The 12805-nt window shown below is 74.2% G+C and carries 11 protein-coding genes; 6 read left to right on the top strand and 5 right to left on the bottom strand.

Features of this window, described 5'->3' with window-relative positions:
- The first annotated feature begins 48 nt into the window (after nucleotides 1–48).
- Nucleotides 49–1320 (top strand): ArgE/DapE family deacylase, encoded by a 1272-nt coding sequence (locus tag ACI782_RS00955; RefSeq protein ID WP_456905150.1) that lies wholly within the window; start codon nucleotides 49–51, stop codon nucleotides 1318–1320.
- Entirely contained in the window at nucleotides 1317–1949 is a 633-nt protein-coding gene (locus tag ACI782_RS00950) for an HD domain-containing protein (protein ID WP_456905148.1), read from the top strand. The genes ACI782_RS00955 and ACI782_RS00950 overlap by 4 nt, the downstream gene beginning before the upstream one ends.
- On the opposite strand, the gene ACI782_RS00945 is transcribed toward ACI782_RS00950, so the two are convergent.
- Nucleotides 1915–2196, bottom strand: coding sequence for a DUF4031 domain-containing protein (locus ACI782_RS00945; RefSeq protein WP_456905146.1), 282 nt, complete (start codon nucleotides 2194–2196; stop codon nucleotides 1915–1917). The genes ACI782_RS00950 and ACI782_RS00945 overlap by 35 nt on opposite strands.
- Before the next feature lie 110 nt (nucleotides 2197–2306).
- Between ACI782_RS00945 and ACI782_RS00940 the strand changes: the two genes are divergently transcribed.
- Both ACI782_RS00940 and ACI782_RS00935 read left to right on the top strand, forming a co-directional pair.
- Nucleotides 2307–3305 carry a Gfo/Idh/MocA family protein gene (locus ACI782_RS00940; RefSeq protein WP_456905145.1) on the top strand — a complete coding sequence of 333 codons (999 nt, stop codon included), beginning with the start codon at nucleotides 2307–2309 and terminating at the stop codon, nucleotides 3303–3305.
- Nucleotides 3306–3392: 87 nt separating this feature from the next.
- Nucleotides 3393–4163, top strand: a complete 771-nt coding sequence (locus tag ACI782_RS00935; protein ID WP_456905143.1) for a hypothetical protein — start codon at nucleotides 3393–3395, stop codon at nucleotides 4161–4163.
- On the opposite strand, the gene ACI782_RS00930 is transcribed toward ACI782_RS00935, so the two are convergent.
- Nucleotides 4164–4955: a DUF72 domain-containing protein gene (locus ACI782_RS00930; protein ID WP_456905141.1), complete on the bottom strand. Its 792-nt coding sequence runs from the start codon at nucleotides 4953–4955 to the stop codon at nucleotides 4164–4166. It abuts the gene before it with no gap.
- A 105-nt stretch (nucleotides 4956–5060) separates the two neighbouring features.
- Here ACI782_RS00930 and ACI782_RS00925 point away from each other — a divergent pair, with 105 nt between their 5' ends.
- Together ACI782_RS00925 and ACI782_RS00920 are read left to right on the top strand one after the other, a co-directional pair.
- Nucleotides 5061–6467 (top strand): glucose-6-phosphate dehydrogenase, encoded by a 1407-nt coding sequence (locus ACI782_RS00925; RefSeq protein WP_456905139.1) that lies wholly within the window; start codon nucleotides 5061–5063, stop codon nucleotides 6465–6467.
- A gap of 323 nt (nucleotides 6468–6790) precedes the next feature.
- Nucleotides 6791–8794 carry a fibronectin type III domain-containing protein gene (locus tag ACI782_RS00920; RefSeq protein ID WP_456905137.1) on the top strand — a complete coding sequence of 668 codons (2004 nt, stop codon included), beginning with the start codon at nucleotides 6791–6793 and terminating at the stop codon, nucleotides 8792–8794.
- A gap of 332 nt (nucleotides 8795–9126) precedes the next feature.
- Here ACI782_RS00920 and groL read toward each other — a convergent pair whose 3' ends face one another.
- From groL to thrC, 3 genes are all read right to left on the bottom strand, one after another.
- Entirely contained in the window at nucleotides 9127–10755 is a 1629-nt protein-coding gene (gene groL, locus ACI782_RS00915) for a chaperonin GroEL (protein ID WP_456905135.1), read from the bottom strand.
- A gap of 339 nt (nucleotides 10756–11094) precedes the next feature.
- Nucleotides 11095–11295, bottom strand: a complete 201-nt coding sequence (locus tag ACI782_RS00910) for a cold-shock protein (RefSeq protein WP_091109274.1) — start codon at nucleotides 11293–11295, stop codon at nucleotides 11095–11097.
- 201 nt (nucleotides 11296–11496) lie between these two features.
- On the bottom strand, nucleotides 11497–12798 hold the full coding sequence (thrC, locus tag ACI782_RS00905; protein WP_456905133.1) for a threonine synthase: 1302 nt from the start codon (nucleotides 12796–12798) through the stop codon (nucleotides 11497–11499).
- Nucleotides 12799–12805: the final 7 nt, after the last annotated feature.

Below are 12805 nucleotides of genomic sequence, written 5' to 3'. Positions count from 1 at the left end.
CTGCCCGTGGCGCCGGGCGCCCGGCAGGCCGCGTGCCAGACTCCGCCCGTGCGCGAACTGACCGACGCCGAGACCCGCGTGCTGGCCGCCGTGGACGAGGAGTGGGCGGTCGACCGGTTGCGCACGTTGGTCGCCGTCCCGTCGATCGGCGGGACCCCGGCCGAGAGCGAGGTGCAGCACCTCGTCGGCGACTGGCTGGAGGAGCTCGGCTGCACCGTCGACCGGTGGGAGGTCGACCTCGCCGAGGCCGCCACCGCCCCCGACGCACCCGGCCAGGAGGTGGTGCGCACCGAGGCGTGGGGGGTCGTCGGCACCGCGCCGGCCGCCGAGGACGGCGTCCCCGCCCTGGTCTTCACCGGCCACACCGACGTCGTCCCGCCCGGGGACCTGGACCTGTGGCCCGCCCCTCCGTTCGACCCGCGGGTCACCGACGGCGCCGTCCACGGCCGCGGGGCCTGCGACATGAAGGCCGGGGTGGTCGCCTCCCTGGCCGCCCTGGCGGCGGTGCGGACGGCGGGGGTGCGGCTGGCCCGGCCGCTGGCGGTGCACGCCGTCGTCGGCGAGGAGGACGGCGGGCTCGGCGCCTGGGCCACGCTGCGGCGTGGGCACCGCGGCGACCTGTGCGTGATCCCGGAGCCGACCGCCGGCGCGGTCGTGACCGCCAACGCCGGGGCGCTCACCTTCCGGCTGGAGGTCACCGGGCTGGCCGCGCACGCCGCGCACCGCGACCAGGGCGTGAGCGCGGTGGAGCTGTTCGCCGAGGTGCACGCGGCGCTGCGGGAGTTCGAGGCCGAGCGGCAGCGCGACGCCGACCCCCGGTTCGGCGGCGCCCGCTTCCCGTACGGCATCAACATCGGGCGGGTGCAGGCCGGCGACTGGGCCAGCTCGGTGCCCGACCGGCTGGTCGCCGAGGGCCGCTACGGCGTGCGGCTGGGCGAGCCGGTCGAGGAGGCGCGCGCGGCCTTCGAGGCGCGGCTGGCGGCGGTCTGCGCGGGCCACCCGTGGCTGGCGGCGCACCCGGTCCGCCTCACCTGGACCGGCGGCGCGTTCGCCAGCGGCTCGCTGCCCGGCGGGCAGCCGCTGCTGCCCGCCGTCCAGCGGGCGGTCGACGACGCCGGCGCCGGCGTCCCCCCGGAGCGCGCCATCCCGGCCGGCAGCGACCTGCGGCTGTACGCCGCCGCGGGGATCCCGACCCTGCACTTCGGGCCGGGCGACCTCCACCTCGCCCACGGGCCGATGGAGCGCGTGCCGGTCGCCGAGGTCGTCACCGCGGCGCGGGCGTTCGCGCTGCTGACCCTGCGCACCTGCGGGGTGGCATGAACCTCGTCGGGTTCGAGGCCTGGGCCGAGCTGGCCGGCGACTCCCCCACCGCCCGCACCGAGTGGGCGGCCGTCGTCGCGGCGTGGAGCGAGCCGCACCGCCGGTACCACGACCTCGCCCACCTGGCCGCCGTGCTCGGGCTGGTCGGGGAGCTGGGCGGGGCGGCGCGCGACCCCGCCGCCGTCCGGCTCGCCGCCTGGTACCACGACGTCGTCTACGACCCGCGCCGCGACGACAACGAGCAGGCGAGCGCGGAGCGGGCGCGGGCCGGGCTGCGCGGGCTGGTACCGGACGAACGGGCCGAGGAGGTCGTGCGGCTGGTGCTGCTGACCGCCGGCCACGACCCCGCGCCGGACGACGCGAACGGCGCGGTGCTGTGCGACGCCGACCTCGCGGTGCTGGCCGGACCGCCCGAGGCCTACGCCGCCTACGCCTCGGCGGTGCGCGAGGAGTACGGGCACCTCTCCGACGCCGAGTTCACCGACGGGCGGATCGCCGTCCTGGAGCACCTGCTGGCCCTGCCGCGGCTCTACCGGCTGCCCGCGGTGGCCGCGGAGTGGACCCCGCGCGCCCGGGCGAACCTGGCCGCCGAGCTCAGCCTGCTGAGGAGGCGGGCCGCGTCTTCCTGAGCCGCAGCCCGGCGTCCACGAGGCGGGACAGCAGCTCGCGGGAGCCGACCGGCAGCGCCCCGGCGGACACGGCGACCTCGTGCAGCTCCTCGGGGACGTCGTAGTGGTCGCCCTGGAACGCCCGGCGCGGGATGCCGAGCTCCGCGGCGACGAAGGCGTGCAGCTCGTCGTAGGACACGTCGCTGACCAGGTGCGACCACCGCCGCCCGCGCCAGGGCCACACGGGAGGGTCGATCAGCAGCGCCACGGCACCTCCTCGCTGCGCTCGTCGGCACGTGCCGGGCGCGCTGTCCACCTGGACGACCTCGCACGCTCGGTCGTCTGCGCCAGTGTGCCCGGGCCGATAGCGTCGTGCCGGTGATCGCCGAGATCCGCTGGGGCATCGTGGGACCGGGCCGCATCGCGGAGAACGTGATGGGCGACTTCGCCCACGTCCCCGGCGCCCGGCCGGTGGCGGTCGCCTCCCGGTCGATCCACCGCGCGACGGTGTTCGCCCAGCTGCACGGCCTCGAGCGGGCGCACGGCTCCTACGCCGACATCCTGGCCGACCCGGACGTCGACGTCCTCTACGTCGCCACCCCGCACCCGCAGCACCACGCGGTGGCGCTGGGCGCCATCGAGGCGGGCAAGGCGCTGCTGGTGGAGAAGGCCTTCACCGCGACCCCCGCGGGGGCCGCCGAGGTCGTCGAGCGGGCGCGGGAGCGCGGGGTCTTCGTCATGGAGGCGATGTGGACCCGCTTCCAGCCGGTGGTCGTGGCCCTGCGCGAGCTGGTGGCCGACGGCACGATCGGCGAGGTCCGCTCGGTGCAGGCCGACCTCGGGGTGTCCCGCGCGTACGACCCGCACGACCGGCTGTTCGCCCCGGAGCTCGGCGGCGGGGCGCTGCTGGACCTCGGCGTCTACGTCGTCTCGTTCGCGCAGATGCTGCTGGGCACCCCGGACACGGTGACCGTGACCGGCTCCCGCTTCCCGACCGGCGTCGACGCCGAGGCCGCGCTCCTGCTGGGCTACGCCGACGGCCGCTCGGCCACGCTGACCACCTCGCTGCGGTACCCGACTCCTGGGCAGGCCCGCGTCTTCGGGACCGCGGGCTGGATCGACGTCCTCCCCCGCTTCCACCACCCGCAGACCATCGTGCTGCACCGCACCGGCGCCGAGCCGGAGACCATCACCCGGCCGGCGACCGGCACCGGCTACGCGCACGAGATCGCCGAGGTGACCGAGTGCCTGCGGGCCGGCCGGACCGAGAGTGCGGTCATGCCGCTGGCCGACACCCTCGCGGTGCAGACCGTGCTCGACCAGGCCGCCGAGGCGCTCGGCATCCGGCACGCGGAGGACCCCGCCGTCCTCCGATAGCGGGACAAATCTGCTGCAAGGTTCAAGTTCCCCGCCGGGCTGCCGATGGATGGAGTGACTCCAGTCACTCCACCCAGGGGGCCCCTCGTGTTCCTGCTCCACGGCATCACCGCACTCGTGACCAAGATCGGATCCGCCTCGGTCGTCGTCCAGGCCGCCACCGGTCTCGGGATCGCCGTGGCCGGCGTGACCGGGGCCGGCGCCGTCGGCGTCCTGCCCGGCGCCGTCCAGGACGGCGTGGCCGGCGCGATCGAGGCGGTCACCCCGTTCGACGCCCCCTCCTCCGACGACCCGGCCGGCGACTCCGGCCGCGGCGACGACGACGGCACCGAGGACCGGGGCTCGGGCGACGAGGGCGCTACCGACGACCGCGGCTCCGACGACGACCTGTCCGGCTCCGACGACGTCCCGGGGGCCGACGACGACGGCACCGTGGACCGGGGTCCGGGCGACCGCGGCGCCGCGAGCACCGACGACGGCACCGATGACGACGGCACGGACGACGACGGGACCGACGACCGCGGGTCGGGCGATGCCGGCGCGACGCACGCCCCCGACGACTCCGACGACCCGGCCCGGGTGGCCCGCGAGGCGGAGGAGGAGGCCCGCGAGGCCGAGGAGGAGGCCCGCGAGGCTGCCGAGGAGGCCGCCGAGCAGGCCCGTGAGGCGGAGGAGGAGGCCGCCGAGCAGGCGCGCGAGGCCGAGGAGGAGGCCCGCGAGGCTGCCGAGGAGGCCGCTGAGGAGGCCGCCGAGCAGGCGCGCGACGCCGAGGATGACGCCCGCGAGGAGGCCGCCGAGCGCACCCGTGATCGCGCGGACGACGACTCCGACGACCGCTCCGGCCGCGACGACGACTAGTCAGGCAGCGGCCCAGGCGCCGCCGGTCGCCTGCTCGGGCGTGGGCACGCGGGTCGGCGTCCGGCCGGTGCGGCGGACCGCCTCGGCGAAGGCGACCGCGTCGACGACCGCGGCGCACCCCGGGTCGTTGTTGAAGTAGACGAACACGTCCTCGTCGTCCGCCCACGTCGCCGCCAGCCGGTCGGCCCACACCTGCAGGGCCTCCGGCCGGTAGCGGGGCCACGGCGAGGCGGCGCCGGTGTGCATCCTCAGGTAGCCCCACCCGGTGGTGCGCCACAGCGGGGCGACCGGCTGCTCGTCGCGGTCGGCCCAGCACAGCGCCGCGCCGTAGCGCTCCAGCAGGGCCCGGACCTCGTCGGTCCACCAGCTGTCGTGCCGCGGCTCGACGGCCACCCGGGTGCCGGCCGGGAACTGCGCCAGGCAGGTCCGGAGCAGCTCGGGGTCGCCCTTGAGCGTGGGCGGCAGCTGCAGGAGGACGACGTCGAGCCGCTCCCCCAGCCCGGCCGCGCGCTCCATCAGCCGGGCGACCGGCTCCTCGGGCTCGCGCAGCCGCTTGACGTGCGTGAGGAAGCGGCTGGCCTTGACCGCCCACCGGAAGTCGGCCGGGGTGCGTGCCCGCCACGCCTCGAACGTCGACCGCTCCGGCAGCCGGTAGAAGGCGTTGTTGCTCTCCACCGTGGCGAAGTGCTCGGCGACGTGCTCGAGCCACAGCCGCTGGGGCAGCCGCTGCGGGTAGAAGCGGCCGCGCCAGTCGCGGTACTGCCACCCCGACGTCCCGATCACCACGACCACGTCGCAGCGCCTACCCGCCGGCCGCCAGGACGACGCGCGGGAGGAGTGACCGTCGTCCGGCCCGGGCACTGGTCCGGCGAGCGCTCCCAGCAGCGAGGAGGAGACGTGGCCGACCTGCCGCCCACCGTGTTCGTGCTCTTCGGCGCCACCGGGGACCTGTCCCGGCGCATGGTGCTGCCCGCCTTCTTCCAGCTCGCCCAGGAGGGCCTGCTCCCCGAGGAGTGGCGGCTGGTCGGCAACGGTCGCGGGGACGTGTCGCACGAGGACTTCGCCGGGCGCGTGCGAGAGGCGCTCGAGGAGTTCGGGCCGCACCCCGACCAGGGGCCCTGGGACGACTTCGCCGGCCGGCTGCGGTTCGCCGGGGGCGGCTTCGAGGAGTCCGACCCCGGCAGCCTGCTCGACGTGCTCGCGGAGGCCCGCGACGAGCTGGGCGGCGACCCGCAGGTGGTCCACTACCTCGCCGTCCCGCCGTCGGCGTTCGAGAAGCTGACCCGGGGCCTGGACGAGCACGGGCTGGCCGAGGGTGCGCGGGTGGTCTACGAGAAGCCCTACGGCACCTCGCCGGACACCTTCCGCGAGCTCGACGAGCTGGTGCACTCCGTCCTGGACGAGGACCAGGTGTTCCGGATCGACCACTTCCTGGGGAAGGAAGGCACCCAGGACCTGCACGTGATGCGGTTCGCCAACGGGCTGTTCGAGCAGCTGTGGCACCGCGAGCACGTCGTCCAGGTGCAGATCGACGTCCCGGAGGACCTCGGCGTCGCCCAGCGCGCCGAGTTCTACGACGCCACGGGCGCGGCGCTGGACATGCTGGTCACCCACCTGTTCCAGCTCGCCGCCGAGGTGGCGATGGAGCCGCCGGTCAGCTTCGCCCCCGCCGATCTGCTGGACGCGCGGGAGGCCGTGCTCGCCGCCTTCCGCCCGCTGGACCCCGAGGACGTCGTGCTCGGGCAGTTCGACGGCTACACCGACATCGAGGGCGTGGCCGACGACTCCCGGACCGACACCTTCGTCGCGGCCCGGCTGTGGGTGGACACCGACCGCTGGCACGGCGTCCCGTTCGTCCTGCGCACCGGCAAGCGGATGGCGGCCAGCGAGCAGCGCGTGAGCCTGCTGCTCCGCAAGCCGGAGGGGCCGGTCCACGGCGTCCCCGGGCACGGCAACGTGGTCTCGCTGTCGCTCTCCGGGTCCGGCGCCGTGGACCTGACGCTGGTCGCCAAGGAGCCGGGCCCGGACCTCTCACTGGCCCGTGCGACGGCGACCCTGGAGCTCTCCGACGTCCCCGGCGGGACGCCGCTGCCGCCGTACGTCTCCTTGCTGCACGACGTCCTGACCGGGGACCGCTCCCTGTTCACCAGCAGCAGCGGGCTGGCCAGCGCATGGCGGGCGTTCGCCCCGCTGCAGGAGCACCCGCCGCAGGTGCACCGGTACGCACCGGGGTCGTGGGGACCGGACGAAGCCGCGGCCCTGGCTGCGCCGTGCGGGTGGCTGCTCGGCCCGACCGGACACTGACCCGCCTCCCCGCAGGTCAGGGCGGCCCCGGGCGCGCGGGAGCCGGACGGTCCACGGGGTCGTACGACATCGGTCTCCCCCGGCTTTGGGGTGAGGCGTCCCCCCTCGCGACGGGTCCCTGCGCACACGCCTCTCAGGCGACCGTCTCCGCAACCCTCCGGTGTCCGGGGGGAGCCATGACGGCTCGACTGCGGAGAGAGACCATGACCAGGAGACGACCGACGCACCACGGCGGTCACGGGGGCGGGACTGCAACTGCGGCTCCCTCGCACTCGCGACTGCCCCAGCACAGCAAGCGAGCCCGCCTGGCCGCGGCCGGCCTGGTGGCCGCCACGGCCACCGGCGGGGTCATCGGGTTCGCCACCAGCGCCTCGGCCGGCACCCCGCCGACCGGGCCGGGCAACATCGAGGTGTTCCCCTCGCGCGACATGGTCGCCATCGAGGGCTACACCGCCCAGGCCGGGCAGACCGCCACCCTGACGGTCACCCGTGGCGGCCAGACCGTCGGCACCGCGACGGGCGAGGTGGACGCGACCGGCTTCATGGAGTGGAACCACGAGGCGACCCCGAACGGCGACGGCACGTTCGCGGGCTGCTTCACCGACGTCACCCCGGACATCCAGCCCGGTGACGACGTGTCCGTCTCGTTCAGTGCCTCGCCCCTCGTCGACGGCATGAAGGTCAGCTCGGCGGAGGTCACCGGGGTGACCGCCAGCACGCCGGCCGAGGGGAACGTCAACACCGTCACGATCACCGGCACCTACGGTGCGGACGTCGACCTGAACCGGTTCGCCGTCGAGGTGGTCAACCCGGCGATGCGGGACGCCCCGAGCGCCATCGGCGAGCGGGCGATCGGCTGGAGCCCGAACGAGCCGCCGGAGGCCGTGCAGGGCTACACCGTCGAGGGCACCGCGGCCAACGGCGAGTTCTCGGTGACCTTCGGCGGCCTGTCGCCGTCCGACCAGCAGCTGGTCTTCGACGGCGAGAAGGTGGCGCTGGCCTGGATGGCCGACCGGACCGGCGTCGAGCAGCAGCTCGGCCTGACGCTGGCGGAGTACGGGCTGGTCGGCGGCGGGGCACCCGGCTGCGCGCCGGGACCGGACGGCGCACGGCCCCCCGCGGGCGAGTTCTCCGTGGTGTGGAACAACCAGAGCCAGGCCACGGTCACCTGGGCGGCGGCCGCACCCGTCGCCGGCGGCGCCGCCGTCACCGGCTACAGCGTCGAGGCCGTCAACCAGACGGCCGACGCGTCCGGCGCCCAGCAGCTGCAGGGCGCCCGGGTCGGCGCGAACGCCACCCAGGTCGTGCTGGACGGCCTGGACGCCGGCTCGCTGTACGACATCGAGGTCCGCTCGATGGTCGCCGGCGAGATCGGCGCTCCGTTCGCCCTCGCGGGCACCGCGGAGCCCACGCCGCCCGAGGGCACCGCGCTGGAGCTGACCACGACGCCGGCCTTCAACGGGGACACTGCGGTCATCGCGGAGGACCGGCAGCTGACCCTGGCGGCCAACGCCGGGACGATCTACTACACGCTGGACGGCAGCGCGGTCACCACGCAGCCGAACGGCAACGTCCCGTCGCCGACCGCGAAGATCTACACGGAGCCGCTCCCGATCACGGCCGCCGACACGCGGGTCAACGTCGCGGTCATCGACGCGGCGGGTGGCGTGGCGCACGCCACGGGCGTGGTGTCGCCCAGGCCGGCCGCGGCTGCGGTCGCGCCCACCGGGCTGGCGGTGCTCGGCATCAACGGGGCCGGACCCGACGCGGCCAACCCGCAGGGGACGGTCAACATCGGCTGGACCGCCGTGCCCGACGCCACCGAGTACCGGGTGCGGGTCTACGACCGGGACGACGCCGCGGGCACCAACACCCTGGTCGCCTCGCGGGACGTGCTCGTGACCACGACCAACGCCCAGGTCACCGGCCTGCCCAAGAGCGCCACCGGACACCGCTGGGTGTTACGGGTGCAGGCCAAGACGCCGGCCGCGACCACCTTCGGGCCGCTGTCCACGGGTGTCAACGCCGTCGTCCCGGGTGACTCCATCGGTGTCGTGTCGGCCCAGTGGCGGGCCGGTGACGAGCTGCAGATCCGCGGCAGCGGCACCAACCCGGGCGCGACCATCACGGCCCACCGCGTGAACGCGGTCGGCGGCCCCGGGGTTGCCCTCGGGTACCCGCAGGCCACGGTCGGGGCCCTCGAGGCGCCGGGCAACACCGGGCCCTGGGAGATCGTCGTCGACCCCGCGCCGGCGGCCAACCCAGGGGACATCATCCTCAGGTCCAGCGAGGGATCCTGGGTCAAGGTCACCGTCGAGACCCGGTGACGCCGTGAGGCGCCACGACTGAACACACCCGAGGGCCCGTCACCATCCCGGTGGCGGGCCCTCGGCCTGTCCGTGTGCCGGGGTGCACGCCCGGGGGCGCGGGTGGCCGGTGCCCGTCGCCGGCCCCGCCGGGGGCCGGACCGGTCCTCCGGGTCGACCTGGTCCCCGAGCCGGAGACGGTCGAGAGCCCCGGGCACCCCCGACGTCGTCGGCGACACCGCCGCTCGGGGTGAGCCCGGGGACGGGCCCGCCCGGGAACGCCGACAGGGGCGGCCCCGCGCGATGCGGGACCGCCCCTGCCGGGCAGTGCTGGTGTTACGAGGGGGCGGGACTCAGAAGTCCATGCCGCCCATGCCGCCGTCGCCGCCGGGCATGGCCGGGGCGGCCTTCTCCGGCTTGTCGGCGATGACGGCCTCGGTGGTGAGGAAGAGCGCCGCGATGGAGGCGGCGTTCTGCAGCGCCGAGCGGGTCACCTTGGCGGGGTCGATGATCCCGTTGGCGACGAGGTCCACGTACTCGCCGGTGGCGGCGTTGAGGCCGAACCCGGTGTCCGAGTTGCGCACCTTCTCCGCGACGACGCCACCCTCGAGGCCGGCGTTGACGGCGATCTGCTTCAGCGGCGCCTCGAGCGCGACGCGCACGATGTTGGCACCAGTGGCCTCGTCACCGTCGAGCTCGAGCTTGTCGAACGCGACGGCGGTGGCCTGCGCCAGGGCGACGCCACCACCGGCGACGATGCCCTCCTCGACGGCGGCCTTGGCGTTGCGCACCGCGTCCTCGATGCGGTGCTTGCGCTCCTTGAGCTCGACCTCGGTCGCGGCGCCGGCCTTGATGACGGCGACGCCACCGGCCAGCTTGGCCAGGCGCTCCTGCAGCTTCTCGCGGTCGTAGTCGGAGTCCGACTTCTCGATCTCGGCGCGGATCTGGTTCACCCGGCCGGCGATCTGGTCGCTGTCACCGGCGCCCTCGACGATCGTCGTCTCGTCCTTGGTGACGACGACCTTGCGGGCGCGGCCGAGCAGCTCGACGCCGGCGGACTCCAGCTTGAGGCCGACCTCCTCGCTGATGACCTGGCCACCGGTGAGGATGGCGATGTCGGTCAGCATGGCCTTGCGGCGGTCACCGAAGCCGGGGGCCTTCACCGCGAGGGACTTGAAGGTGCCGCGGATCTTGTTGACCACCAGGGTCGCCAGGGCCTCGCCCTCCACGTCCTCGGCGATGATCGCCAGCGGCTTGCCCGACTGCATGACCTTCTCCAGCAGCGGGAGCAGGTCCTTGACCGAGCTGATCTTGCTGTTGACGACGAGCACGTACGGGTCGTCGAGGACGGCCTCCATGCGCTCGGCGTCGGTGACGAAGTACGGCGAGATGTAGCCCTTGTCGAAGCGCATGCCCTCGGTGAGCTCGAGCTCCAGGCCGAAGGTGTTGCTCTCCTCGACGGTGATGACGCCTTCCTTGCCGACCTTGTCCATCGCCTCGGCGATGAGCTCACCGATGGCCGGGTCAGCAGCGGAGATCGACGCGGTGGCGGCGATCTGCTCCTTGGTCTCGACGTCCTTGGCGGTCGAGAGGAGGTACTCGGTGACCGACTCGACGGCCTTCTCGATGCCCTTCTTCAGGGCCATCGGGTTCGCGCCGGCGGCGACGTTGCGCAGACCCTCGCGGACGAGCGCCTGGGCGAGCACGGTGGCGGTGGTGGTCCCGTCACCGGCGACGTCGTCGGTCTTCTTCGCGACCTCCTTGACGAGCTCGGCGCCGATCTTCTCCCACGGGTCCTCGAGCTCGATCTCCTTGGCGATGCTCACACCATCGTTGGTGATGGTGGGGGCGCCCCACTTCTTCTCGAGGACGACGTTGCGGCCCTTCGGACCGAGGGTCACCTTGACGGCGTCGGCGAGGGTGTTCATGCCCCGCTCGAGGCCGCGGCGCGCCTCTTCCTCGAAGGCGATCATCTTGGCCATGTGGTGATGTCCTCCATGCATGGATCGCTGCACGGCCGGGTTCGGCGCCCGCGACGGACGACACCAGCGGTTCGCGGGCACTCCGTCGGCCCGCCCACCAGTGCCTCACCGTTCCGACCTGATTGGCACTCGGCACTGTCGAGTGCCAATCGAGAGTCTGGCACTCGACCCTGCCGAGTGCAAGAACGGGGTGTGACCGGCGACTGTTCCCGCCCGGGTGCAGCGCGCGCCCTCCCCGGCGGGGCGCACCGAGCCCCCGCCGACCCGGCTCGTCATCGCCTCACACAGCACCGAGGCCCGGCCCCGTGAGGGACCGGGCCTCGGTGAGGACGTGCCGGTTCAGGCAGTGCGGACGGCGTCCGCCTGCGGGCCCTTCTCGCCCTGGACGACCTCGAAGGTGACCCGCTGGCCCTCGTCGAGGCTCTTGTAGCCGTCCATCTGGATGGCCGAGTAGTGGACGAAGACGTCCTGGCCGCCGTCGACGGCGATGAAGCCGAAGCCCTTCTCGGCGTTGAACCACTTCACGGTGCCCTGTGCCACGTGTGCTCCCACGTTCGTGCGTTGCGGCGACCCCCGCCTACCAGGGGGCCGGGTCTAGCTCTTCCGCCCGTCGAACACGAACGTGGAACTGGAACCGCGGGAGAAGGTACAGCACAAAAGCCGTGGTGAGAGCAACCTCACGCACGCGCCACACCGGATGGGGGACAACTCCCCCATCCGGACGAGCCCGACACTACCGGCCTACTCGATGAGCCCCGCAGCCCGCACCGAGGACAGCGACGGGTCCACCACGTGGGTGGGCCCGACGACCGGCTCCAGCGGGTCGAGCGTCTTGAGCCCCTCGCCGGTGTTGAGGACGACGGTCTCCTTGGCCGGGTCGAGCCGGCCCTCCTCGACCAACCGGCGCAGCACCGCCACGGTCACGCCGCCGGCGGTCTCGGCGAACACGCCGGTGGTGCGGGCGAGGTCGCGGATGCCCTGCACGATCTGGTCGTCACCCACCCGGCCGACCGAGCCGCCGGTGCGCCGGATGGCGTCGAGCGCGTAGGGCCCGTCGGCGGGGTTGCCGATGTTGAGCGACTTGGCGATGCCCGTGGGCTTCACCGGCTTGACGACGTCCCAGCCGTTGTCGAAGGCGGTGGCGATCGGGTCGCAGCCGGCCGACTGGGCACCGAAGATCGTCCACTCGGTGGCCTCGACGATGCCGGCGGCGGCGAGCTCGCGGAAGGCCTTGTCCACCTTGGTCAGCAGCGAGCCGGACGCCATCGGGACGACGACCTGGGCCGGGATCCGCCAGCCGAGCTGCTCGGCGATCTCGTAGCCCATCGTCTTGGAGCCCTCGGCGTAGTAGGGCCGCACGTTCTGGTTGACGAACGCGGTGTCCTCGAACTCGTCGGTCTCGGCGAGCTCGCTGGTCAGCCGGTTGACGTCGTCGTAGGAGCCCTGGACGGCGACGAGCGTCTGCCCGTACACCGCCGACTGCACGACCTTGCCCGGCTCCAGGTCGGCCGGGATGAAGACGAACGACGGCAGGCCGACCCGGGCCGCGTGCGCGGCGACGGAATTGGCCAGGTTGCCCGTGGAGGCGGCGGCGATCTTCTTGTAGCCCAGGCCCTTGGCGGCGGTCGCGGCGAGACTGACGACGCGGTCCTTGAACGAGTGGGTGGGGTTGGCCGAGTCGTCCTTGACCCACAGCCCGCCCGTGATGCCCAGCTCGGCGGCCAGCCGGTCGGCGCGGACCAGCGGCGTCAGGCCCGGGTCCAGGGAGACGCGCTCGGCCGGGTCCTGCCCCACCGGCAGCAGCGCGACGTACCGCCAGATGTTCTGCGGGCCGGCCTCGATCTGCTCACGGGTGACGGCCTTGAGCAGGTCGGGGTCGTAGTCGACCTCGAGCGGGCCGAAGCACTCCGCGCAGGCGTGCTCGGCGATGAGGCCGAACGTGGCGCCGCAGTTGCGGCAGACGAGCCCGCGAGCCGGGCAGGGCGGGATCGGCCCGCCAGCGCCGGAGTCGGCCTGCTGGGAACCGGGAGCGGTCAGGGTCATGCGACGA

The organism is Geodermatophilus sp. SYSU D00703 (assembly GCF_054050155.1).
Note: the sequence above shows the minus strand (reverse complement) of the source record. Positions and strands in the feature narration are given on the sequence as shown.

Bases quoted from the DNA above. Each gene is read 5' to 3' on its own strand.
- groL (WP_456905135.1), bottom strand. From the start codon at position 10,755: ATGGCCAAGATGATCGCCTTCGAGGAAGAGGCGCGCCGCGGCCTCGAG.
- ACI782_RS00950 (WP_456905148.1), top strand. From the start codon at position 1,317: ATGAACCTCGTCGGGTTCGAGGCCTGGGCCGAGCTGGCCGGCGACTCC.
- thrC (WP_456905133.1), bottom strand. From the start codon at position 12,798: ATGACCCTGACCGCTCCCGGTTCCCAGCAGGCCGACTCCGGCGCTGGC.